The organism is Leifsonia sp. Y878 (genome assembly GCF_057669685.1).
This window is the reverse complement of sequence record NZ_JBYHFS010000002.1, coordinates 133534-157916: the sequence shown is the minus strand read 5'-3', so window position 1 is coordinate 157916 and position 24383 is coordinate 133534. Positions and strand designations below refer to the sequence as shown.

The window sequence follows — 24383 nt, the reverse complement described above, 5'->3', positions numbered from 1 at the left end:
ATCAGGGTCGTTTGGCGTCGGCGGAGCCCGCCTGCCTACTGCACAACCGCTCTCGGCACCGTCGTCGTGAGGCCTGCGGCAGGGGTGGCAACGGTCGCGCGCCGGCCGGCCGCAATGCTCAGCAGCCAGAACAGCGCGGCCAGTCCGAAGCAGCCGACGAACGGCCAGACGCCGCCGAGCGGGGCGAGGGAAATGAAGACGATGGCCGAGAGGGCGAGCGATGTTGATGAGCCGATGGCATCCGAAATTGAAATGGCAGAGCTCACGAAGCCCTGGCTGTCTGGCGTCGACGTTTGCAACGCCATCACCGATGTGCGCGGGTACATGATGCCCATGCCGGCGCCGGCCACGCCCCAGCCGACGATGAGGATCCAGGCCGATATGCCGAGGATGGGGACAACGATCGCCACCACAAGGGCAAAGCCGAGCAGGACAGACCCGATGCGGAAGCACAGTCGGTGGGTGAGCCGTGTCGCATAGCGTCCCTGCACCTGCGAGCTGGCGCCCCACATGACGCCGCCGACGGTCAGCGCCAGTCCGGCCATGGAGGCCGACAACCCGTACTGGTCTGAGAGCAGGTACGGGATGTAGATCTCGGCGCCGAAGAATGCGCCGGCAATGAGCCCGCGCAGCAGCACGACGCTCGGCAAGCCTCGTGCAGCGCGCAGCGTTCCGGTCGGCAGCAGCGGGCGGATCACGACGGCGAGCAGCACGATCGCGACGACAGGGACAACCCAGGAGATCCAGCCCTGGAGTCCGGCTGACAGGTTGAGCGCCAGCACGGCGACCGCGGCGCAGGATGCCAGGGCAATGCGCGCAACGCTCCACGACGGCGCCTCTGGGCCGGGCTTCTCCCCCAGTCCTCGCATCGCCGGTGCCACCATCGCCACGGCGGGAACGACGAGCGCAACGACCCCGAGGAATACCCACTCCCACCCGAACGTATCCGCGACGACACCGGCAATGAACGGGCCGATCAGCGAGGGAACCACCCACGCTGCAGCAAAGCCGGCGAAGATCCGCGGCTGCAAGTGCTCCGGGTAGACCCGCGCCACGATCACGTACAGGGCGACAGTGAGAGCGCCACCGCCGAATCCGTGAATGAGCCGGCCGACCACCAGCACGGCCATTGAGCTCGCCGTTCCCGCGACGATCAGGCCGATCGCGAACAGGACAACAGAAGCCAGCACTGCACCACGCGGCCCGCGCCGGTCAGACCAGTTGCCGGCTACGACCATCCCGACGACACTGATCGCCAGCGGCCCTGCGAAGGCGAGCGCATAGAGGGATTCGCCGCCGAGTTCGGCGCTGATACCGGGCATCACCGTCGTGACGGCAAGCGATTCGAATGCTGCAAGCAGGATGAGTGCGCACATTCCGATGCTGATCCAGCGATACGTCGGACTGAGTACCCCACCTCCGCCGTCGGACGTGTTCGTGCCCGCTGTGTCGCCATCGCTCATAGTGCCATTCTGCACGGTTCTGGTGTCGTCGGTCACCGCCCATGGCACACGCCACTACCGCAGCGGATGCCGCGCGCAACCTAGAAGGCGGCCCGCCCTGTCGACGACCTGACAACCAGTTCCGGCATGATCGCGCCACGATAGGGTTCGGTGTCTTCGCCGTCGATCTCGGCCAGCAGCAGTGCGATGCTGCGACGTCCGAGTTCGCCGAAGTCCTGTCGCACGGTCGACAGCGGCGGCCAGAAATGCGGCGCCTCTGGGATGTCATCGAATCCGATGATGCTGATGTCCCCCGGGATGCTGAGCCCCGCATCATGGATCGCATGCATGAGACCGAGCGCCATCTGGTCATTGGACGAGAAGATGGCGGTGAAGTCCCGCACCCGCAGCAGCTCCCGCCCGGCGTAGTAACCGAACTCGGCCGTCCAGTCGCCGAGGATGGGTGCCGTCGTCGGCACGTCCTGGGCACTCATCTCGTCGAGGAAGCCGCGCATCCTGGCCTCGGCCTCGATCCAGTCCTGCGGGCCGGCCAGGTGGTAGATGTTGGTGTGGCCGAGCTCGATGAGGTGCCGCGTCGCGAGTCGTGCACCCGCAATCTGGTCAACGGAGAGGGCTCTGTCGTTTAGCCGGCCAGCCGACTGCAGTGTGACGAGAGGCACCCCGATCGATAGCCGCTCAAGCACATCGAAGACGCGCACCTGCGGTGCGATGACGATCAGTCCCTCGACAGACTGGTCCATGAGATGCGCAACAGCAGCCTCAATCGACGGCTGGTCGACACTCGTGAGGTTCGCGGTGTTCACGTAGTAGCCGGCATCCCGTGCTGCGTCCTGGATCGCGGCAATGCTGCTCGCCGGGCCATACTCCGAACCCGACGACGAGAGCACGCCGATGGTGCGCGAGCGCCCCTTGACCAGCGCCTGGGCTGCACGATTGGGGCGGTACTGCAGTTCGTCCATCACCTCGAGCACACGCAGCTTGGTCGACTCGCGGATGCTCGGGTGGTTGTTCAGCACCCGTGAAACTGTTTGGTGGGATACCCCCGCGAGGCGCGCGACGTCGCGAATGCTCGGCGCGCGGCCAGCTGGTGGTTCCAAAGTCATAGGAGAAGATTCCGCTGCAATGTGCACGGTCACAAATGTGAACGCGTGTCAATTATGCATGGCAGACGCGCACGAGTGGGATCGGATGTGACTGTCACATTCCCGGAGGGATCATTTGCCACAGCCCCAGCGGCATGCATGCCCGCTGCGGCATGTATCCGTTTACTCGGCGACTACGCGTGCATCACTGCCCGATCGCGCGCGCTTCACGACGGCGACGATCACGGCAGCCACAGCGAGCACGCCGGGCACCAGCAGGTTCGGCCCGGCAAGAACCAGCAGCCCAATGGTGAGTACAACCGACAATGCTGCGAGCCACCAGCCAAATGACCACGTCTCAAGCAGCCGCACCGCTGCGATCATTCCGAGCACATAGATCGCCACCATCGAACTCGTGTGAATGAGGATGAACGGCGTGAGCCCCTGCCCGTTCAGCATCATCATCGTGAAGTACATGGCAGTGATGACGGCGACCACTCCCAGCGCACGCCGGGGAACCTCGCCGGAGCCAACGCCCCGCGACATCCAGCGAGGCAGGTCTCCATCGCGGCCGAGCGATGCGCCCAGCTTGGCAAACGCGCCGAGATAGACATTCAGCACGCCGAGGGCGACGATTGCGGCGATGACAGCCACCAGCACAGGACCGATACCCAGAGTGGATGTCGACACCAGGTCGAGCAGGGGAACCTGGCCGTCGCCCGCGCCAGCGCCCAGCACCGCGACGGTCACCCACTGCAGGGCCAGGTACGCGACGCCCACAACAACCAGCGCGATCGCCGTCGCGATCGGGATGACGCGGCGAGGGTTCTTGAACTCCCCAGAGATGTGGGTGCCGATCTCCCACCCGGCGAATGCCCACACGAACAGGCTGACAGCGGTACCGACGCCGCCCCAGCCGTTCGGCAGGAACGGCTCGAAGTTCGAGGGCTCTGCCGCTGGGGCAGCAACGGCGACGACGCCGATCACCACGAAGAGCAGTGCGCCGGTGAGCACCAGCTGCACCACGCCGGAGACGCGCACCCCGAGGAAGTTGATCACGAGGGGCGGGACGAGGATGGCTACCGCCACCCACACCACCACAGAGCGGTCTGCGCCGACGATGGCCACCACGTACTCCGCGCCGAGCATCGCGACGACGGGCGCGCCTGCACCCACCCCGAAGAAGAACCAGTACCCGGCCATCCGCGCCCACGTTTCGCCGAGCGCCTTGCGCACGTAGCTGGCAACACCGCCCGGGTCTGGGTAGCGCGCCGCCAGCGCAGCGAATGTGCCGGCCAGCGGGATAGAGAGCACGAACACCACGAGCACGGCAACCATTGACGCGGGCCCCGCCGCACTGGCGGCAAGCCCCGGCAGCACCAGGATGCCGGTGCCGAGCACCGCCGCGATGTACAGCGCTGTGCCCTGGACGAGCCCGAGGGATCCGGTGTGCGCGCCAGCGGCATCCGCTGGGTTGCGGATGCCGACGGGTGAGGCGAGCGATCCCTCGCGCGATTGGGGTGTCTTGGTTGTGCTCATGTCACCATTCTGTCGGCCGGCGAGCGACGACGAAATGGCAGAGTTGACATCCTTCGTTCATAAACTGCCACTTTGGGGCACGGGTGCCTGGATGGCTCGCGGTGATTTCGAGACGGCCTGGCGGCCTCCTCAATCAACGGAGGGAGCTACAGCCGGGCCAGCGCCCCGTCGATGTCAGCGATGAGGTCGGTGACGTCCTCAATGCCCACCGAGAGCCGCACAATGTTGTCTGGCACTTCGAGGTCGGTGCCGCGCACGGAGGCGTGCGTCATCTCTGCTGGGTAGTTCACGAGTGATTCGACCCCACCGAGCGACTCGGCCAGCTGGAACAGCGTCATCGATTCTGCGAAGGCCCGAGCTGCTGTCGCACCGCCGGCAAACGCGAGCGACAGCATGCCGCCGAACCCGCTCATCTGGGCAGCAGCCAGCTCGTGGCCGGGGTGCGAAGCGAGGCCTGGGTAGTACACGCCATCGAGCGCGGGGTTCCCCTCAAGATGCTCTGCGATGGCCTGCGCGTTGCTGCAGTGGCGATCCATCCGCACCGACAGCGTCTTGATGCCGCGCGTCGTGAGCCACGCATCGAGCGGCGCAGACACCGGACCGGCAGCGAACTGCAGGAAGGAGGCCTTCTGGGCCAGCTCGTTGTCGCGGCCGAAGATGAGCGCGCCGCCCAGCACGTCTGAGTGCCCCCCAAGGTACTTGGTCGTCGAGTGCACGACGACGTCGGCGCCGAGTGCCAGCGGCTGCTGCAGTGCCGGTGACGCGAACGTGTTGTCGACGACGACGGTGACGCCGTGACGGTGTCCGATTTCGGCGAGCGCGGCAATGTCGCTGATCTTCATGAGCGGGTTGCTCGGCGTCTCCACCCAGAGCAGCTTCGTCACGCCGGGGATGATGGCCGCCTCGACGGCAGCAAGGTCACTCATCTCGACGGTGCTGTTGCGGACACCCCACGGCCCGTGCACACGCTCGATCAGTCGGTGGGTGCCGCCGTATACATCGTTGCCGAGCACGATGTGGTCGCCCGGAAGAAGCGCGGCGCGCAGCAGGGTGTCTTCAGCGGCCAGCCCGCTCGCGAATGACAGTCCGATCTCGCCGCCCTCAAGTGCGGCCAGCAGCGTCTGCAGCGAGTCACGGGTGGGGTTGCCACCCCTGGTGTATTCGTAACCGCCGCGCAGGCCGCCGATGCCGTCTTGCACGAACGTCGAGGTGAGATAGACGGGCGGGATGACCGCGCCGGTTGTCGGGTCAAAGGCCTGCCCGGCGTGGATGGCAACGGTGTCGAAGTTCTGTGAGTCTGTCATGGCGATCCTTGCTCTGGTCTGTCTGTGTGGCTAGCTGTCTGTGTGTCAACCGCTGTGTTGGTCAGGCGCTCAGGTAGGTGAGCAGGTCATGGCGGGTGATGACGCCCAGCGGCTTGCCGCCATCCGTCACGAGCAATGCATCACTCGTGGTGAACGCTGCCCTAGCCGTGGCGACCGGTTCGTTGACGCCGATCAGCGGCAGCGCATCTCCGACGACGGATGTCACCTTGTCGGCGAGCTTGACCTCACCGGAGAACACCAGGTCCATCAGGCGTCCCTCGCTGAGCGCACCGACGACTTCACCCATCACCACGGGCGGCTTGGCCGCCAGCACGAGCAGCTGCGACACGCTCGACGACGTCATGGTCTCGATCGCGTCGCGCACCGTGTCGCTCGGGTGCACGTAGACGAAGGGCGGCAACGTACCGGTCTTCGACTCAAGCAGGTCGCCGACCGTGTGCCCGGCCGGCGCGTTTGTGAAGCCGTAGCTGCGCATCCAGCCGTCGTTGAAGATCTTGCCGAGGTAGCCGCGGCCCCCGTCTGGCAGCAACACAACGATGGTGTCATCCGCTCCCAGTTTCTCGGCAGCGCGGAGGGCTGCCACCACGGCCATGCCACTGGAGCCGCCGACCAGGATGCCCTCTTCGAGTGCGAGCCTGCGCGTCATCGCGAAGGAGTCGGCATCCGACACGGCGATGATCTCGTGAGGGACGCTCGGATCATAGGCGGTCGGCCAGAAGTCTTCGCCGACACCCTCAACGAGGTACGGGCGCCCTGTGCCGCCCGAGTACACCGAGCCTTCAGGGTCTGCGCCAATGATCTGCACCCGGTCGTTCGAGACCTCGCGCAGGTAACGGCCGGTTCCGGTGATGGTGCCGCCGGTGCCGACGCCCGCGACGAAGTGGGTGACGGTGCCGTCTGTGTCGCGCCAGATCTCGGGTCCGGTCGTCTCGTAGTGGCTGAGGGGGCCATTCGGGTTGGCGTACTGGTTCGGCTTGAACGCCCCTGGAATCTCGCTGGCCAGGCGGTCAGAGACGCTGTAGTACGACTCAGGGCTGTCAGGGGCAACGGATGTCGGGGTCACCACAACTTCGGCGCCGTATGCTGTCAGCACATTGCGTTTGTCCTCCCCGACCTTGTCTGGGCAGACGAAGATGCAGTGGTAGCCGCGCTGCTGTGCGACGAGCGCCAGGCCGACTCCGGTGTTGCCCGATGTCGGTTCCACGATGGTTCCGCCGGGCTTCAGGAGTCCGTCGCGCTCAGCGGCATCGATGATGCGCGTGGCGATGCGGTCTTTCGAAGATCCACCAGGGTTCAAGTACTCCAGCTTCACGAGCACGGTGGCGGAAACACCCTCCGTGACCTTGTTGAGTTTCACCAGCGGAGTGTTGCCGATGAGGTCGAGCACAGACTGGGCGATCTTCATAGAGAGTCCTTCGTTGAGTGTCGCTGTCACGCAAGACCTCGCGATGAGATCTTCTGCTGTGATATGTCATTGATACCACTCTCAACTATCCTGTGAAGCATCTGTGAGAGCAGGCCCGGAGGAAGCGAAGCGTGCCCGCATGCGTTCGTATTGAACAAGGACAACTACGAGAGGCCATCCAGTGACCCCCGCCCCGCCCCCCGGATCGAAATCCGGCTCCCCAGACCTCACTATCAAGCAGCAGCGCCAGGTTCAGCGCGAGAAGAAGCTTGAAGCATTCCGGTTGCAGGAGAAGCGCACCAAGCGCAACCGCAAGATCGGCATCATCTCCACCGCTGTCGGGGTCGTCGCCATCGTTGGGATCGTGGTCGCCTCCATCGTGCTGACCCCACAGGCCGCCAGCTACTCAGCAGGGGGCACCGGCGCAGAGATCGACGGCGTTGAAACGTTTACCAACACCTCTGAGCACGTCGAGACCTCGGTGACATACCCGCAGACTCCCCCGGCCGGCGGTGCACACAACCCGATGTGGCTGAACTGCGGCGTCTACACCGAGCAGGTACCGAGTGAAAACGCGGTGCACTCCCTTGAGCACGGCGCCATCTGGGTCACCTACGACCCGGCGCTTGGCGCAGACGAGTTGAAGACACTGAAGTCGAAACTGCCGTCGACGTACATCGTTCTCTCGCCGTTCGACGGCCTGCCAACCCCCATCGTGCTGAGCGGCTGGAACTCGCAGCTGCAGGTTGAATCTGCCGACGACCCCCGCATCCAGGAATTCCTTGAGGAGTTCTGGAAGAGCAACAACGTTCCAGAGCCCGGCTCTGCCTGCACTGGCGCATTCAATGCCCCAGGAAAGGTCTCCTAAGCCAGGCGCCGGTCGCCTCGCGATCCTCATCACCGCACTCATCACCGCGGTCGTTGTGGGAGCAATCGCGTGGTCGGCCGGTCGCCTCAGCACCATCAACGATCCAACCCCGACCGCGACGAGCGCAGAGGCCGGATTCGCCAGGGACATGCAGGTGCACCACGACCAGGGCGTTGAACTGTCCATGATCATCCGTGACCGCACCGACGACCCCGACGTCCGGTTGCTCGCATACGACATCGCGACCACGCAGTCGCAGCAGTCTGGGCAGATGTACGGCTGGCTGAACGAGTGGAACCTCTCCCAGGCTGCCAGCGAGCCATCGATGACGTGGATGACGCGTCCAGGCTCGTCAGAGACGGGTCACGACCACACGACCGCGTCAGGCGGGGCCGGTCACGCCCCCGGCGATCCCATGCCTGGCCTGGCCACCGCAGACCAGATCGCAGAGTTGACGGCGGCCTCAGACGTCGACGCAGAACGCATCTTTCTCACGCTGATGATCGCGCATCACCAGGGTGCGATTGAGATGGCGGATGCCGTGCTGGATCGCAGTGAGAATTCTGTGGTTGTCGCCTTTGCGACATCCGTTGTACAGAGCCAGAAGTCAGAGATCGACCTGATGCAGAGCATGCTGGCCAAGCGCGCGTAGCGTTCCCGCTATTCGCCGGGGCCGGAAAGCCCGTCAACGAACGGTGACGGGCTGACGGCAACCGGCGACGGCGATGCCCCCTGCTGGGAGTACAGCCGCGCGTATACGCCCCCGAAGGCGAGCAGCTGCGCGTGCGTTCCGTGCTCAACAATGCGGCCTGCGTCGACCACGAAGATGACATCGGCAGAGACGATCGTCGACAACCGGTGTGCGATGGCGATGGTGGTTCGACCCCTGGATGCCGTGTCGAGTGCTGCCTGCACGACGCGCTCCGAAATGGCGTCGAGTGCGCTCGTTGCCTCGTCGAGGATCAGCACCTCCGGGTTCTTCAGCAGCACCCGCGCGATCGCAATGCGCTGCTTCTCACCGCCGGAGAGCCGGTAGCCGCGTTCCCCCACCACCGTGTTGTAGGTGTCGGGGAACGAGGCAATGGTGTCGTGGATGTTTGCGGCCCGTGCGGCCGTCTCGAGCTCAGCATCCGTCGCATCCGGTTTCGCGTACCGCAGGTTTTCGGCGATGGTCGCGTGGAACAGGTACGTCTCCTGGCTCACGATGCCGATGTGGGACACCAGCGACTCCTGGCTCAGGTCGCGCACGTCGGTCCCTGAGAAGAGCACTCGGCCGCCAGATGCCTCGTAGAAGCGTGGGATCAGGTATGACACGGTGGTCTTGCCTGCCCCAGACGGGCCGACGAACGCCGCGAATTCCCCCGGCGCAATCGTGAATGACACGTCGTCGAGCGTCGGACGGGCATCGGACGTCGCATCGGGGTACGCGAACGAGACGTGGTCGAATGCGACCTGCCCAAAGTCGGGTCCTCCCTCTGGCACCGGAATCGCCGTCGGCTTGTCGCTGATGGCGGGCTTCAGGTCGAGGTACTCGAAGATGCGGGCGAACAGCGCGCTCGACGTCTGCAGGTCGAGTGCGACGCGCATCAAGCCGAGCAGCGGGAACATGAGCCTGGCCTGCACGGTGGTGAAGGCGACGATGGTGCCGGCCGTGACATCCGTTGCCCCATTGGTGATGAGCAGTCCTGAGACGAGGTAGACGATCGCGGGGATGCTGGCGAGGAAGATGTTGACCATGGCGAAGAACCACTGGCCACTCATCTGCTGGCTGACCTGCAGGCGAATCTGGTTGGCGTTCTCGTCGGCGTAGCGACCGATCTCCGTCTTCTGCCTGGTGAAGCTCTTCGACAGCAGGATGCCGGACACGCTCAGCGTCTCCTGGGTGATCGCCGTCATGTCTGAGAGCGATTCCTGCGTCTTGGCGGCGATCCGTGCCCGCACCTGGCCGACGCGGCGCTGCGCGATGACCAGAATCGGCATCAGGATGACGGCCACGATGGTCAGCTGCCAGTTGAGCAGCAGCATGGCGACGAACGCGGCGATGACCGTGACGGTGTTGCCGAGCACGCTCGAGATCGTGTTGGTCAGCACGCTGGCCACTCCGCCGACGTCGTTCTGCAGGCGTGACTGGATGACGCCGGTCTTGGTCTTGGTGAAGAAGCTGAGTTCCATGGCCTGCAGGTGCGTGAACAGGTTCACGCGCAGCGCGCCCATAACCTTGTTGCCCACCGTTGCGGTGAGCCAGGTCTGCCAGACGCCGAGCAGCGCCGACGCGATGAAGACCACCATCATCAGCCCGACGAGCCAGGCCAGGGTCGACAGGTTGGGTGTGCCAGAGGCGGGGAAGAGTCCGTCGTCGAATGCCCGCTGCGTCAGGAGCGGCGGGATGACCGAGAGCGTCGCACCGATCAGCACCAGGATGACGGTGACGACCAGCTGCGGTTTGTACGGCACGAACAGCTGCCAGATGCGGCCAAGCAGGTTGGGGATGCGCGGCGCCTTGGCATTCTCCGCGCGCTGCGCCTTGGCGTCGCCGCCGCTGATCCGACCGGCTCGGCGTGCAGGGCCTCCGCCTGTGCCGCCGCCACCACCTCCGCGGCTTCCGCCGCCGTGCATTCCGCTCATGGTTTCACTCTAAGCTCCGCGACTGACGTGACCGCACACACGTAATGGGCCGCCCAGCTGTGCTCGTCGAAATGCCGAAGCACGAGCAAAACCGGGCGACCCATACAGGTGGAGCGTGTTATCCCTTCGTGGAACCGGCCAGCAGGCCGCGCACGAAGAACCGCTGAAGCGCGAAGAACACCAGCAACGGAACCAGGATCGAGATGAATGCGCCCGCTGTGAGCAGGTGCCAGTCCTGGCCACGGCTACCCGTGATCTCTGCGAGCAGCTTCGTCATGGGAGCCACAGCCCCGTCGGCGAAGATCAGGGCGACGAGCAGGTCGTTCCACACCCACAGGAACTGGAAGATCGCGAACGAGGCCAGTGCAGGCATGGTCAGCGGCAGGATGATCCGGAAGAAGATCTGGCCGTGGCCTGCGCCATCCACTCGTGCGGCCTCAATCACCTCAGAGGGGATCTCTGACACGAAGTTGTACAGCAGGAAGATGGCGAGCGGCAGAGCGAACATGGTGTGCGCAATCCATACCTGCGCGTATCCGCCACCAGCGTTCAGGGATTCGACGACAGGGAAGCCGAAGATCGTGCCCTGCGAGAAGAGCTGAAGCAGCGGCACAAGGGCCATCTGCAGCGGCACAATCTGCAACGCGAAGACCCCGATGAACAGGATGTCCTTGCCCCTGAAGTCGATCCAGGCGAATGCGTATGCGGCGAGGCTTGCGATGATCAGCGGGAGCATGGTCGCGGGAAGCGTGATCGCGATCGAGTTGATGAACGCGCCAGCCAGGTTCAGCTGGCTGTTGCCCGCTGCGAGGACGTCGGTGTAGTTGTCGAGGGTGACACCCCAGTTGGCGAACATCGTCCACCAGCCGGTAGTGCGCACCTGCTGTGCAGGGCGGAACGACGAGACGAACAGGCCGAACGTCGGAATCGTCCACACGATCGCGATGAGGAGAGCCGCGATAGTGGCGCCACGGCTGGTCAGTCGCTTCTTGGTGCGCTTGGCGACACCGAGTTCGCTCTTCTTCTCACCGTTCCGCAGTTGCGCTTCGGTTTCAGGATCGACCGGCAGGTCGATAGGCAGCACGGCGCTCATCGGATCTCCCTCTGCTTTTTGATCTGTCTGGCGTTGTAGACCACGATCGGCATCACCAGGAGGAACAGCACAACGGCGAATGCCGCTGAGCGACCCTGTTCGAAGTTCTTGAACTGGGTGTACATCTCGTTGGCGATGACGCTGGTGTTGTTGGAACCGGCAGTCATCGTACGAACGATGTCGAAGACCTTCAGCGATGCGATCGAGATGGTCGTCAGCACAACGATGAGGGAGCCACGGATGCCGGGCACGATCACGTTGACGAAGCGCTGCCAACCGTTGGTGCCGTCGAGCTCTGCGGCCTCCAGCTGTTCACCGGGGACGCCCTTGATTGCCGCTGACAGCACGACCATCGCGAATCCGGTCTGAACCCAGATCAGCACGACGATGAGGAACAGGGTGTTCCACGGTTCAACGGCGAGGAAGTCGACGGGGGTTCCGCCCAGCCACACCACGATCTGGTTCAGCAGGCCGATCTGGTTCTGGTCTGCGGGGCGAGCGGTGTAGACGAAGCGCCAGATGATGGATGCGCCAACGAACGAGATGGCCATCGGCATGAAGACCAGGATCTTGAAGTACTTCTCGCCCCTGCTCTTGTCAATGAAGACGGCGTATGCGAGCCCAGCGATGGTGGAGACAAGCGGCGCCACGAGCACCCAGACGATGGTGTTGCCCACCGTGCGGATTGCCTCAGGCTGCGTGAACACCCAGATGAAGTTGTCAAAACCGACGAATTCAGTTCCGCGCGAGTTCTGGAAGGCCTGAACTGCGGTCTGGATCGTGGGGATGACCAACCCGATGGCCAGCAACAGCACGGCAGGTGAGAGGAAACCGACCAGCTGGAAGAGGTAGCCGGCTCCCTTGCGTGAGCGGAAGTCGAGAATGAAGAACAGCCCACCGAGAACTGCCGCGACGATGACGGCCCAGTCATAGGAACCGACCAGGATCAGCACCAGGGCCGGAGCCGCAATGCACACAGCCAAGCGGATGCCGGTGTACAGGCGTCCGGACCGCGGCGCTATCTCGACGAAGAAGAGGATCGCGGCGACGACCACCACGAAGGCCAGGATGATGATGGGCACCTGGACCAGGGGCGGCATCTGTCCGAGCCAGGCGAAGAATGCTGACATTGGAACCCTTTCGAGTGCGGCAGTGAACTCAACGGACCGTAAGAGCAATCAACCCGAGGGCGATAATCGGTATCGCCACGTTATACCAGTAATCAAACGTGGGCTGCTTCGCAGCGCGAAGTCAGCCCACGTTCATTGTGATTTTTTGTTGCGCGAGCGCGTGTTAGCTGGACGGCCAGCCGGCTTCGATGCTCGTGAGCACCTCGTCCGTCGGTGTTCCGTTGGTCCAGTTGACCATGCCCTTCCAGAACGTTCCTGCGCCTACGGCACCCGGCATGAGGTCGGATGCGTCAAAGCGGAAGGTCGTCTTCGGGTCCTGCAGGATGGTGATGGCCTGCTGCAGGATCGGGCTCTTGGCGTTCTTCGCGTCGAGACCCTTGTTGGCGCTGATCACACCACCGAGAGCGACGCGGCTGTTAGCCCAGTCAGCGCTCGAGAGGTAGGCCTGAACCTTCTGGGTGTCTGCATCGTCGGAGAATGCACCGACGATTTCGCCACCACCGGTGACGGCTGATGCGCCGGCTTCTTCACCGGGGGTGATGAATGCCCACACGTCAGCGTCGGGGCCGACTTCTCCGCCGGCATCCGTGATGAAGCCGTCGAAGAACGAAGCCTGGTGCGTCAGCGCGCAGGTTCCGTCGGAGATCGGCGTTGCAACGTCACCGAATGCGGTGCTGTTGATGGAAGCGACGTCACCGAAACCGGCGTTGACGTATGCCGGGTTCAACAGGATTTCGCCCACGGAGTCGAATGCGCCCTTGATGGCCGCATCGGTGAACGGAATCTCGTTCTTCACCCACTTGTCGTAGGTTTCAGCGCCTGACTGACGGAGGACGAGGTCTTCGACCCAGTCCGTTCCCGGCCAGCCTGTTGCATCGCCGGAGCCGAAGCCAGCGCACCATGGCGCCTTGCCGGTCTTCTCCTGGATGGTCTTCGTGACGGCGAGCAGGTCGTCCCAGGTCTGGGGAACTTCTACACCCCACTCAGCGAAGTTCTTCGGGGAGTACCAGACGAAGCCCTTGACGCTGGCCATCAGCGGTGCGCCGTAGAAGGTGCCGTCGACAGTGCCGTAGGCCTTCCAGTCTTTCGACCAGCCCTCATCGACGTTGGCTTCGACATCAGCGGATGCCGGCTTCAGGTAGCCACGCGTTGCGAGGTCGGCCAGCAGGCCGGGCTGCGGGAAGATCGCGAGGTCAGGAGCGTTGCCGCCCTGGGCGCGAATCGCGATCTGCGCTTCGAATTCCTTCGACGATTCGTACTTGATGTCGATGTTGTTGTCTTTTTCCCACTGGGCCCATGACTGCTCAAGCAGGTCGGCCTCGGTGTCGGCAATCGTGCCGTAAACGGTGACTTCACCGTCTCCTGCCGCGCCAGATTCTTCAGTCGTGGCGCCAGGGCCATTTCCGCAACCGGTGAGCGCGAGTCCGATGACTGCTGCGACGGCGGTCGGGATGATGAGTCGACGGTGCAATTTCACGCTCATTCGGTTCCTCCTCGTTGAGATAAAGAAAGCGCTCGTACGGCGACTGCCGGGGGCAGCGGCTACGTAGCAAGCGTTTACAGACCAAAGATACGGGCGGATAGAACCGGGAGCAACCAAAGCCCCGTGAAAGCGCTCTCTGATACTAAATCGTTATGTCTTCTGGCCCCTCATTGGTGAGCCTGCGGCCACATCTAGTGGGGCGCGTCGAGCCGTTCGGCGACATCCGGCGGAAAGCCGCCCGTGGCGATCGGACCCCAGCGCGTCGGCGTGATCCTGATCAGAGACTTGCCCTGAATCACCATCGCGGCCCGGTACTCATCCCAATCGGGGTGCTCCCCCGCAATGCAGCGAAAGTAGTCGACAAGCCCGTCGACCGACTCCGGTAAATGAAGCACCTCGGCCTCGCCGTCGACCTGCACCCAGGCGCCGTCCCAGTCGTCGGAGAACACGGTGACGGATGCCCGCGGGTCGCGCTCAAGGTTTCGCACCTTGGCGCGCGCGGGGTACGTCGAAATGACGATCCGTCCGGCGGCATCGACGCCACCGGCGACAGGAGACATCTGGGGCCGGCCGTCTGCACGCATGGTGGCCAGCAGCATCCGGTGCCGCGGGCGCACGAAGTCGAGAAGTTTTTCGAGGTCGACGCTGGTGTTGGTTGCGATGCTTCTAGCCATGATTCGAGGCTAGGGCACCGGTGGGTCGGAGCAGCGCGATCGGAGCAGCGCGATCGGAGCAGCGCGATCGGATCAACGCTGCGAACCGGCCAGAAGTGCCGTCACGAAGTAGCGCTGGAAGGCGAAGAACACGATCAGCGGGATGATCATCGACAGGAACGCGCCAGAGGACAACACGTCGATATTCGCGCCGAACTGGCGAAGCTGGCTTTGAATCGCCACCGTCACCGGCTGTGAAGAGGCATTCGTGAAGATCAGCGCCACCAGCAGGTCGTTCCAGACCCAGAGGAACTGGAAGATGCCGAGGGAGGCGATGGCCGGCATCCCGAGGGGAACGATGAGCCTGGTGAAGATGCGCCACTCGCTCGCACCGTCGAGCTTGGCCGCCTCCATGAGTTCGCTGGGTATCTGGGTGAAGAAGTTGCGCAGCAGGAAGATCGCGAACGGCAGCCCGAACGACACGTGGAAGATCACAACGCCAACGACGGAACCGAACAGGCCGAGGCTGCCGAACAGCCGTGCGATCGGGATGAGCGCAACCTGCACGGGCACCGCCAGCATCACGATGACAATGATCAGGAGCCAGTCGCGGCCGGGGAAGTCGATCCACGCGAACGCGTAGCCGGCCAGTGCGCCAATGATGATGACCAGAAGCGTCGCCGGCACCGTGATGATGATCGTGTTGACGAACGAGCTCATGAACTGGCTGTTGCCGAGCAGGTTGCCGTAATTCTCCAGGGTGAGCTGGGCCGGTGCGGTGAAGATCGTCCACCATCCGCTTTGGCTGTTGTCCGTGCTGTTGCGGAGGGACGCCACGAACAGGCCGACAGTCGGCACCAGCCAGAAGATGGCGATGAGTGCAAGCACGACGTTGACGACGCCGCGACCGAGGAAGCTCACGATGCGCCCGGCCACCGTGCGCTTCGGCTTGACGATCGACAGGTTCGCGGCGCTGGTTGCGCTGGCCAGCGGCGCAGATCCTGGCAGGTCTGGCACATCCGTCGCGTGTGTCATCGCTCTTTGTCCATCCGGAATCGACGCACGTTGATGATCATGAACGGCAGCACGAGCACCAGCAACAGCACGGAGAGCGCGCTGCCGAGGCCCTGGTTATTGCCGCCGCCGAACGAGACCGTCCACATCTGCACGGCGATCACCGTGGCATCGGGCAGCGATGATGGCGGAGGTATCACGTAGACCAGGTCGAAAATCTTCAGCACGTTGATGATGAGGGTCACGAACACCACGATGAGCACAGGGGACAGCAGTGGCGCCGTGATGCGCCTGAACACCTGCCATTCGTTCGCGCCGTCCATGCGGGCGGCCTCCTGCAGCGACCTGTCCATCGCTGAGAGACCGGATGCGATCATCACCATGGCAAAGCCGGCCCAGATCCAGACATAGCTGAGGATCACCACCGCCGTCACAAGGCCGGGCCCCAGCCACGACACTCCGCTGTATGGAGCGACGAAGTTGGACGCCGGCAACGACACCGTGTAGCTGCCTGAGCTCAAGCCCGCGAGCGAGTACGTGCCGTCGATAGCGGTGTGGGCGGTTGCGATCACCCCGCCCGACGGGCCGAGAGCCACCACTTCGACACCCGGCAGCCCCTTCTTGCCGTCGCCAACGGTGGCCGGTGTGCCACCGCCGCCCGGCACGAAGTCGAGCCAGACCGTACCGGTGATGGCATCCGGTACCGTCGCGGCCGCGACAGCGATGGCCGCACCCGACGGCACGGAGTCTGGCGGGATGCCGATAATGGGAAAGTCCTGCGTGCCGCCTGGCTCAACCACTGCGCCGCCGGACAGCCCGCCATCTGAGACGACCAGCCCTGCCTCCTCCCTCGGCCGAGCATTGGGGAAGGCGGAATTGCCGCCGAAGGCGTCGTGAATGGCGACGAGGGAGGCGTTGACCACACCCAGTTGCGGGTTCTCCTGGAACGCGGTGCGGAAAATCACGCCGGCCGCGACCATGGAGATCGCCATCGGCATGAAGACGATCAGCTTGAAGGCCAGGCCCCACTTGATGCGGTCCATGAGAACCGCGAAGATCAGCCCGAGGATCGTGACGGTGACAGGCACGACGGCCACCCAGATCACGTTGTTCCTGATGGCGGTAAATGTCGCCGGATCGGTGAACATCGTGACGTAGTTGTCGAGCCCGACGAAGGCGCCCCCTGCAGCGTCAAAGAAGGATCGCCACACCGAATAAACCACCGGGTACGCGACGAGCACGATCAACAGGAACAGAGCAGGCCCGAGGAAGGCTGCAGCGATGAGAAAGCGGCGACGCCTCGCGGCGCGGGAACCCTTCGAATGTTCCCCACTGTGCGGAGGGCCATCCTGTGGCACCGCCGCTGGCACTGCCGCTGGCACTGCCGCTGTCGCGCTCATCACGCGTCACCTCCCTCGGTCCGCCTGTGACTACTGCGCCCAGGCCGCCTGCGCGGCGTCCTCCAGTTGCTGTTGAGTTCCTGCGACATCCGTTGGGTTCTCCAGGAAGTTGATCAGGATCTGCCATTCGCCTGCGCCCTTGGTTCCACCGAAAGCACTCGGCGCGAGGTCGGACATGTCGAAGCGGAAGATCTTCGCATCAACCAGCGCCTCTGCGATCTTCTGGCTGATATCATCCGGGTACGCGTTGACGTCCACCTCCTTGTTTGGAGAGGTGAATCCGCCTTCCTTCACCCAGATGGTGGCAGCCTCCGGCGTCGCCAGGTAGCTCATCAGCGCGGCGGCGCCCTTGTTGTCCTTCAGCTGCACAGCGGCGTTACCGCCACCGACAACCGAGGGCTCTGAACCGTTGATAGACGGGAAGTCATAGAACTGCGCCGTCTTGCCAACCTCTGCCTTGGTGTCACTCTGGATGTTCCCGATCACGAAGTCGCCCTCGTACACGGTTCCGGCGGCCGGCGGGTCACCGAACACGGCAATCACGGAGTCACCGAAGGTGCGTTGCGCAGCCCCTGGCTGCATGATCGTGGTGTTTCCCCACAGCGTCCCGAGCATGGTGAGTGCCTCGGTGACGGATGGATCTGTCCACGGGATCTCGTGGGTGGCGAGCTTGTCGTACATGTCAGCGCCGGCGGAGCGCAGGTACACGTTCTCGAACCAGTCGGTGAGGGGCCAGCCGGCATCCGCTCCCACAGAGAGGCCGTAGACACCAGAATCTGAGACCAGCGTGAGCTGCTTGGTGAAGTCGTCCCAGGTGGCCGGTGCCGTTGCACCCGCCGTGTCGTAGACATCGGTGTTGTACCAGACAGTCGATTTGTTCGTGCCCTTGAACCAGACGCCGTAGAGCTTGCCGTCTGACGAGCCGAGGTCAACCCAGTCCTGGCTGTAGTTCGCCTTGACGGTGTCTGACGTTGCACTGTCCAGCGGGATCAGGCTGCCGGCCTTCGCCAGCGCGTCCAGTTGACCTGGCTGCGGGATGACGGCGACATCGGGCGGGTCACCGCCCTGAATCTTGGTGTTCAGCGTGGTGGCGACATCGGTGCCGTAGCTCGTGTAGTTGACGGTGGCACCGGTCTCCTCGGTGAATTGGGCGAGCACCTTCTCGAAGCTCGTCTGTTCGGCTCCCGACCAGTCTGCGGCCACATTCAGTGTGACGCCGTTCAAGTCGACCGCCGTAGCGCTCGTGGAGTTCGTGCTCGTACCGCTCGTGCATCCGGCGAGTACGAGGGCGGCTGACGCCGCGACGACCAGCGGGACGCTGAGGCGGCGAGTCCGTGTGGATCGCATTATTCCTCCTCGTTCAAAGCACGCGTTCAGGGTGAGAACGCGCACGGTCTGGAGGCCGGTTCACCGGGGTGAGCCGGTTTCCGTTTCCCAAATTAGGCGCGTTTTTCGCGTTCGACAACGGGGAGTGATGAGCCAGACATCCGGTCGGTTTGGCGCGCGGTTAAACGCCAAAAGGGCGCCGTCCCCGTAATGGAGACGACGCCCTTTTCTGGTGCATGCCTGCGCTTATCGAATCAACGACAAGCGCCGATCACGCCTCAAGAAGCACCCCTTGCGGGGCGAGATTACTTGAGGGTAACGGTTGCGCCGGCTTCTTCGAGAGCAGCCTTTGCCTTCTCGGCAGCTTCCTTGCTTGCGCCTTCGAGGACAGCCTTGGGAGCGCCGTCGACGACTGCCTTTGCTTCGCCCAGGCCGAGGCTGGTGAGCTCACGCACGGTCTTGATGACCTGGATCTTCTTGTCGCCAGCTGCTTCGAGGATGACGTCGAAAGCGGTCTGCTCTTCGACCTCTTCAGCTGCGGCAGCGGGGCCAGCAGCGGCTGCAGCAGCAACCGGAGCAGCGGCGGTGACCTCGAAGGTCTCCTCGAATGCCTTGACGAACTCGCTGAGCTCGATGAGGGTCAGACCCTTGAACTGCTCAAGCAGCTCTTCCGTTGAAAGCTTTGCCATGATTTTCTCCTTAGTTTTCGTAAATTACTCACCGCGAGACGAGGCTGATGCCTAGTTCGCGGACTCCTGCTTCTCACGCAGCGCGTCGACCGTGCGAACGGCCTTCGACAGCGGTGCGTTGAACAGATATGCGGCTCCGAACAGCGAGGCCTTGAAGGCGCCGGCAAGCTTGCCGAGCAGAACTTCACGGGACTCGAGGTCGGCGAGCTTGCCTACCTCTGCGGCGGTGAGCGGGCTACCGTCGAAGTAACCGCCCTTAATCACCAGGAGAGGGTTTGCCTTGGCAAAGGCACGCAGAGCCTTCGCGACGTTGACTGGGTCACCGTGCACGAAAGCGATAGCGGACGGACCAGCAAGCTCATCGTCAAATGACGTGATGCCCGCGTTGTTCGCCGCGATCTTGGTGAGCGTGTTCTTTACCACGGCGTACGTGGCGTCCTCACTGATGGATGTGCGCAGCTGCTTGAGCTGGGCAACAGTGAGACCGCGGTACTCGGTGAGCAGAACGGCGGTCGAGCTCTGGAATTTCTCCGTAAGCTCGGCGACCGATGCTTCCTTGTTCGCCATGGCGCTCCTCTTGATCTTGATCTTGAATTTGCATTCAGTGCCGGTAGCCCTTGGCGCAGACATAAAAAAAGCTCCAGCGCAAGGCCGGAGCGGTGAGCAGTTCTACAAGAACTGCTCTCAATACTTCGAATCCTGCGCGGGCCGTTCATGTACATGAACCTTCGATTGCTTCACTCATTTCTGAGCACGGCAATAACCGGCGGTCTTTGGCTTTGTCATACGCTACCGGATGCCACGCCGTTTGTGCAAATCGACCCCGGTGGGGCGGTTCCACGTGGGCGGCGGGCCGGTTAGCGCGCGAAGGGCAGCAGGTAGGTCGGCGAGCCGACGGCCACCGTGTCAACAATCGTCGCGGGGACGCCGGTCTCGGCATCGAGCGCGAACGTCACGACGGTACTCGACGCCTGGTTCGCCACCAGGAGCAGGTTGCCAACGAGCAGGTGATGGCGAGGGATGTGTCCGCCACACGGCGTGTCGGTCAAGGACTGCAGCTGGGCGCCGTCGGCGTACACGGTCAGGGTGGAGACGATGTCAGAGCCGCGTACCGTGACGTAGACGTGGCGGCCGGCGTCGTCCAGTGAGATCTCGGCTGCGGTGTCTCCGTCCTGGGCGCCACGCACGCTCGCTGGGACGCGGTCGATGACACTGAACCCGGCAGCGGCATCCGGTGCGAGCACGACGACCTCAACGGAGTATTCGGTCACGACGTACACGTGTCCGCTCTGGTGCAGCACCAGGTGACGGGGGCCGCTGCCGTACCCCAGCGGAATATCGGCGACGGCAACGAGGCCGGTGCCCGGCGTGACGGTCCATGTTCGAACCAGGTCGAACCCGAGGTCGGTGGTGATGAGCGAGCCATCCGGCAGGATCAGGGTTGCATGCGCCCGTGAAACGCGTGGCTCTGCGCCTGGCTGCACTGGGTACGGGTCGGTTGCGGCCGGCGCGACACTGCGACTGGCGAGTGCGCCGTCGGCGGTGAGCTCGTAGTAGAGAACGTCACCGCTCCCCCAGCACGTGACGACAAGGTATGCCCCGGCCGGATCGACGGCAACGTGGCAGGCTGCTTCGCCAGCCGGCCATGCGTCGCCGACCGGTTCGAGCCGCGGCGTCGCAGCGTCTGGCTCGACCACTCGATAGGCCTGCACCGTCGCGGTGACCTCACCGACGCCATATAAGAGGGGAAGCGTTGGGTGCCTGGCGAGGAACGAGGGCGAGTCCGCCTGCACGGCAACGCCGGCCCACCGGGTGCGCCCTGCGTCATCGATGCTCAGTGAGCCGATGCCATCACCCGCACCGGCCGTGCCCGTGTACGAACCGACCCAGACACGTTCGCGACTCGCGTTCATCACTCCCCCGATTGTCTTAGGCTGCGGCGGCGGCCAGCTGAGGAATCAGCCGCTCAACGACGGATGCCGTGTCTTCCCAGCCGGTGACGGCGATGCATTCGACGCCGAGCGCCTTCACCGGGTAGTCATTGCCGTCGGGGTCGAGGCGGTCGCCCACGAACAGCATGTCGCCCAGTGGAACGCCGCTCAGCTCTGCGAGGCGGCGCATGCCGTAAGCCTTGTCGATGCCGCGACGGGTGATATCAACGGACGTTGAGCCGCCAGATCGCACCTCGAGGTCGGCCAGTTGTGCCTGCACCGCTTCGCGAAGGGCGTTCTTCTTGGAGCCAGTCGGGTCCCATGCCACCTTCGAGGCGACGGGAGCAGCCTGGCCGAGTGCGGAGAACGTGATCTGTGAACCGCGGTCTTCGAGGATCGGACCCCAGGTCTCGCTCTCCCAGTAGCCCAGCTCGCGCGCAGACGCCTCAACGGCGGCCAGGGCGCGGGATTTCTCGTCATCAGTGAGGTTCTGGGCGTAGATCTGGGCCCAGTCACCCTGGGAGTGGCGGTAGTACTGGGTGCCACAGGTGGGCATCAGGTGCAGGCGACCGAGGGCTGCGCCATCGACATCCGTCAAGTTGTCAATGAGCTGCATCTGGAACTGGGCGATCTGGCCGCCCGAAATCACGCACACCTCAGCTACATCGAGCAGGCGCACCAGCAGTGCGGCCATACGCGGGTCCAGAGCGGACTTCGACGGAGCGAGGGTATCGTCCAGGTCGAAAGCAACAAGGCGGGGAATCGTAGTCACGTGGGTTCTTCCTCTTACTAGTACACAACAGCCACCCACCATACGGGTCAATGCCGAGAAGCACCAGAAAAGTAGTTGACACCTATCCACTATCGGTTTATAGTTGATATCTATCAATTACTAGCAGGAGTCAGATGTCACGCGCCACGCGCACTACAGAAGCACCACAACGCAAGGGCAAGAAGCCCCCGAAGTCCACCGTTTCCGCCGATGGAACCATGAGCAACCGCCAGGTTCTGGAATCCCTCTCCGGGCTTCTCCTGGGCATGTTCGTGTCGATCCTCGCCGGTACGGTCGTATCCACCTCATTGCCGCTGATCATTTCCGATCTGAACGGAAACCAGTCCGCGTACACCTGGGTCGTTACAGCGACCCTGCTCGCCACGACGGTCTCAACGCCGCTGTGGGGAAAGTTCGCCGACCTCTTCAACCGCAAGCTGCTCATCCAGCTCGCGCTCGTCATCTTTGTTCTCGGCTCGGCGCTTGCCGGCTTCTCGCAGAGCACAGACACACTCATCGTGTTCCGCGTGATGCAGGGACTCGGCGGTGGTGGCCTCGCCGCACTCAGCCAGATCATCATGGCCGACATCATCAGCCCGCGTGACCGCGGAAAGTACGCCGGCTTGTTCGGTGCCGTCATGGCCATCGGTACCGTTGGTGGCCCGCTGCTCGGTGGTCTCGTCACCGATGCAATCGGATGGCGCTGGAACTTCTTCATCGCACTTCCGGTGGCCGTTCTCGCGATCATCATGCTGCAGCTCACCCTGCACCTGCCGAAGCACCCCAAGCGCAAGGTTCACATCGACTACCTCGGTGCTGTGCTGATCGCTGCCGGAATCTCGCTGCTGCTCATCTGGGTCACGCTGGCTGGGAGCCAGTTCGAGTGGGCATCCGTTCCGTCGTTCCTGATGGTTGCCGGTTCTGCGATCCTCCTGATCGCCGCCGTTATCGTCGAGTTCAAGACGCCTGAGCCGATCATTCCGCTCACCATGTTCAAGAACCGCACGTTCACGCTCTCGGTCATCGCCAGCATCTCGGTGGGCGTGTCCATGTTCGGCACCTCGGTCTTCCTGGCGCAGTACATGCAGCTGGCCCGTGGCGCAACGCCGACGCAGTCTGGCCTGCTCACCATCCCGATGATGGGTGGATTGCTCATCGCGTCGACCTTCTTCGGAAACCTGATCAGCCGACGCGGTAACTGGAAGGCCATCATGGTCTCCGGTGGCGTTCTCATCATCGCCGGTACTGCACTGCTCAGCACACTCGACGCCGAAACCAGCCTCGTGCTCGTCGGTATCTACATGGCAATCCTTGGCGCAGGCCTCGGCATGCTCATGCAGAACCTGGTTCTCGTTGTGCAGAACTCCATTGAGGTCAAGAACCTCGGTGTTGCAACCAGCGCTGTGACGTTCTTCCGCAGCCTCGGTGGCACCATCGGCGTCTCAGTGCTCGGCTCCGTACTCGGCACCGCTGTGGCCCAGCACATCAAGGACGGCATTGCGACGCTCAGCCCAGCCGACCAGCTCACTGCGGCACAGACGCTCGGCAGCGGAACGATCCCCCAGATCTCGCAGCTGCCTCACGCCATTGCCGCCGTCGTTGAGGGTGCATATGGCTCCGGCGTCGGAACAGTGTTCCTCTGGAGCGTTCCGCTGGCGATCGTCACGCTCATCGCGGTGATCTTCCTGCCGAACGCAAAGCTCGGCACCAAGAACGCCGTGCAGCTGAAGGCCGCCAAGACGGGCGGAATCCGCACGATGACCGCCGGCATCAAGACGAAGACGGGCGCCGTAGGCACCGTTGGCGCTGCAGGCGCAGTCACGACGGCGACCGGTTCGGTTGCGACGCTTGACCGCGAGCGAGAGATTCAGGACATGGAGGACATCCTCATTGACGTGAGCACGGCCGCCGTTGGCCTGACTCCCGTTGGGCTGGCACACCCGACCGGGTCGATCAACGTGATCGACGCGGACGAGTTGGCAGCGACTGAGTTGTCAGCGGATGCCTCGGCATCGACATCCGCTGACCAGCCAGCAGACGACACTCACCGCTAATGGCAACGGTCGAAGAGCTCAGCACGGCTGAGGCAGTCCTCATGGTCGAAGAGCAGATGAGCATTCTCGCCGGACAGATCCGGTTGAGCGTGCGCAATGCGGCCCTGGCTGTCGATCCCGCGCTGCAGCCCTTCGGCCTGAAGCTGCTTCGGCTCATCATGCGATGCGGCCCGAAGCATGCGAGCGCTGCCGCTGAGTCGCTCTGCGTTGACCGGAGCGTCATCAGCAGGCAGGCAAAGCAGCTGGAAGAGCTGGGACTCATCACGAACCATGTCGATCCGTCAGATGGTCGTGCTCGGTTTCTCGAGATCACTCCCCATGGAACCGAACGGCTCTCAGAGGCTTTGATTTCCAACCCGATTGCACTGCACGAGCGTATGGCCAGTTGGTCGGCAACGGATCTGCTCGCCTTTTGCGGGTACATCGCTCGGTTGAACGAGTCGCCGTCGGCCTTGCCCTCAGTTTCGGCCTTGCCCTCGCAAGACGCCGCGTTGGTGTGAGGTGTCGCCCGCATGTGGTGTCGCCAGCTGT

Annotated in this window: 21 protein-coding genes; 4 read left to right on the top strand and 17 right to left on the bottom strand. The window is 63.6% G+C overall.

Annotated features, from left to right (window positions below; translation table 11 throughout):
• Nucleotides 1-35 precede the first annotated feature (35 nt).
• The 5 genes from AC25Y4_RS07035 to AC25Y4_RS07015 all read right to left on the bottom strand — a co-directional run bounded on the left by AC25Y4_RS07035 (nucleotide 36) and on the right by AC25Y4_RS07015 (nucleotide 6814).
• The gene (locus AC25Y4_RS07035; RefSeq protein WP_488119683.1) at nucleotides 36-1463 is read right to left on the bottom strand and encodes an MFS transporter; all 1428 of its coding nucleotides are present in this window, start codon (nucleotides 1461-1463) and stop codon (nucleotides 36-38) included.
• Nucleotides 1464-1543: 80 nt separating this feature from the next.
• Nucleotides 1544-2566: a LacI family DNA-binding transcriptional regulator gene (locus AC25Y4_RS07030; protein WP_488119682.1), complete on the bottom strand. Its 1023-nt coding sequence runs from the start codon at nucleotides 2564-2566 to the stop codon at nucleotides 1544-1546.
• A 162-nt stretch (nucleotides 2567-2728) separates the two neighbouring features.
• Nucleotides 2729-4084, bottom strand: coding sequence for an APC family permease (locus tag AC25Y4_RS07025; RefSeq protein WP_488119681.1), 1356 nt, complete (start codon nucleotides 4082-4084; stop codon nucleotides 2729-2731).
• Between the two features lie 146 nt (nucleotides 4085-4230).
• Entirely contained in the window at nucleotides 4231-5388 is a 1158-nt protein-coding gene (locus AC25Y4_RS07020; protein ID WP_488119680.1) for a cystathionine gamma-synthase, read from the bottom strand.
• Between the two features lie 61 nt (nucleotides 5389-5449).
• A complete protein-coding gene (locus tag AC25Y4_RS07015) occupies nucleotides 5450-6814 on the bottom strand; it encodes a cystathionine beta-synthase (RefSeq protein WP_488119679.1) in 1365 nt (454 codons plus the stop codon).
• 181 nt (nucleotides 6815-6995) lie between these two features.
• On the opposite strand from AC25Y4_RS07015, the gene AC25Y4_RS07010 reads away from it, so the two are divergent.
• The gene (locus tag AC25Y4_RS07010) at nucleotides 6996-7682 is read left to right on the top strand and encodes a thioredoxin-like domain-containing protein (RefSeq protein WP_488119678.1); all 687 of its coding nucleotides are present in this window, start codon (nucleotides 6996-6998) and stop codon (nucleotides 7680-7682) included.
• A complete protein-coding gene (locus AC25Y4_RS07005; protein ID WP_488119677.1) occupies nucleotides 7660-8334 on the top strand; it encodes a DUF305 domain-containing protein in 675 nt (224 codons plus the stop codon). The genes AC25Y4_RS07010 and AC25Y4_RS07005 overlap by 23 nt, the downstream gene beginning before the upstream one ends.
• Nucleotides 8335-8342: 8 nt before the next feature.
• Here the strand turns inward: AC25Y4_RS07005 and AC25Y4_RS07000 are convergent, their stop codons facing one another.
• The 12 genes from AC25Y4_RS07000 to AC25Y4_RS06945 form a co-directional block, all read right to left on the bottom strand.
• A complete protein-coding gene (locus tag AC25Y4_RS07000; protein ID WP_488119676.1) occupies nucleotides 8343-10307 on the bottom strand; it encodes an ABC transporter ATP-binding protein in 1965 nt (654 codons plus the stop codon).
• A 118-nt stretch (nucleotides 10308-10425) separates the two neighbouring features.
• Nucleotides 10426-11400: a carbohydrate ABC transporter permease gene (locus AC25Y4_RS06995; protein ID WP_488119675.1), complete on the bottom strand. Its 975-nt coding sequence runs from the start codon at nucleotides 11398-11400 to the stop codon at nucleotides 10426-10428.
• Nucleotides 11397-12530 carry a carbohydrate ABC transporter permease gene (locus tag AC25Y4_RS06990; RefSeq protein WP_488119674.1) on the bottom strand — a complete coding sequence of 378 codons (1134 nt, stop codon included), beginning with the start codon at nucleotides 12528-12530 and terminating at the stop codon, nucleotides 11397-11399. The genes AC25Y4_RS06995 and AC25Y4_RS06990 overlap by 4 nt, the downstream gene beginning before the upstream one ends.
• A 163-nt stretch (nucleotides 12531-12693) precedes the next feature.
• Complete coding sequence (locus AC25Y4_RS06985; RefSeq protein WP_488119673.1) at nucleotides 12694-14013, bottom strand: ABC transporter substrate-binding protein; 1320 nt, start codon at nucleotides 14011-14013, stop codon at nucleotides 12694-12696.
• A gap of 191 nt (nucleotides 14014-14204) precedes the next feature.
• Nucleotides 14205-14687, bottom strand: a complete 483-nt coding sequence (locus tag AC25Y4_RS06980; RefSeq protein ID WP_488119672.1) for a PPOX class F420-dependent oxidoreductase — start codon at nucleotides 14685-14687, stop codon at nucleotides 14205-14207.
• Between the two features lie 72 nt (nucleotides 14688-14759).
• Nucleotides 14760-15701, bottom strand: a complete 942-nt coding sequence (locus tag AC25Y4_RS06975) for a carbohydrate ABC transporter permease (protein ID WP_488119671.1) — start codon at nucleotides 15699-15701, stop codon at nucleotides 14760-14762.
• Complete coding sequence (locus tag AC25Y4_RS06970) at nucleotides 15698-17080, bottom strand: ABC transporter permease (protein ID WP_488119670.1); 1383 nt, start codon at nucleotides 17078-17080, stop codon at nucleotides 15698-15700. Before AC25Y4_RS06970 ends, AC25Y4_RS06975 begins: the two co-directional genes overlap by 4 nt.
• Before the next feature lie 30 nt (nucleotides 17081-17110).
• Nucleotides 17111-18427 carry an ABC transporter substrate-binding protein gene (locus AC25Y4_RS06965; protein WP_488119669.1) on the bottom strand — a complete coding sequence of 439 codons (1317 nt, stop codon included), beginning with the start codon at nucleotides 18425-18427 and terminating at the stop codon, nucleotides 17111-17113.
• A gap of 284 nt (nucleotides 18428-18711) precedes the next feature.
• On the bottom strand, nucleotides 18712-19095 hold the full coding sequence (gene rplL, locus AC25Y4_RS06960) for a 50S ribosomal protein L7/L12 (protein ID WP_488119668.1): 384 nt from the start codon (nucleotides 19093-19095) through the stop codon (nucleotides 18712-18714).
• A 51-nt stretch (nucleotides 19096-19146) separates the two neighbouring features.
• Entirely contained in the window at nucleotides 19147-19662 is a 516-nt protein-coding gene (gene rplJ / locus AC25Y4_RS06955; protein ID WP_488119667.1) for a 50S ribosomal protein L10, read from the bottom strand.
• 290 nt (nucleotides 19663-19952) lie between these two features.
• The gene (locus AC25Y4_RS06950; RefSeq protein WP_488119666.1) at nucleotides 19953-21008 is read right to left on the bottom strand and encodes a lactonase family protein; all 1056 of its coding nucleotides are present in this window, start codon (nucleotides 21006-21008) and stop codon (nucleotides 19953-19955) included.
• A gap of 16 nt (nucleotides 21009-21024) precedes the next feature.
• Nucleotides 21025-21798 carry an HAD-IIB family hydrolase gene (locus tag AC25Y4_RS06945; protein ID WP_488119665.1) on the bottom strand — a complete coding sequence of 258 codons (774 nt, stop codon included), beginning with the start codon at nucleotides 21796-21798 and terminating at the stop codon, nucleotides 21025-21027.
• 218 nt (nucleotides 21799-22016) lie between these two features.
• On the opposite strand from AC25Y4_RS06945, the gene AC25Y4_RS06940 reads away from it, so the two are divergent.
• Nucleotides 22017-23852: an MDR family MFS transporter gene (locus tag AC25Y4_RS06940; RefSeq protein WP_488120440.1), complete on the top strand. Its 1836-nt coding sequence runs from the start codon at nucleotides 22017-22019 to the stop codon at nucleotides 23850-23852.
• Nucleotides 23852-24352, top strand: coding sequence for a MarR family winged helix-turn-helix transcriptional regulator (locus AC25Y4_RS06935; RefSeq protein ID WP_488119664.1), 501 nt, complete (start codon nucleotides 23852-23854; stop codon nucleotides 24350-24352). Before AC25Y4_RS06940 ends, AC25Y4_RS06935 begins: the two co-directional genes overlap by 1 nt.
• Nucleotides 24353-24383: the final 31 nt, after the last annotated feature.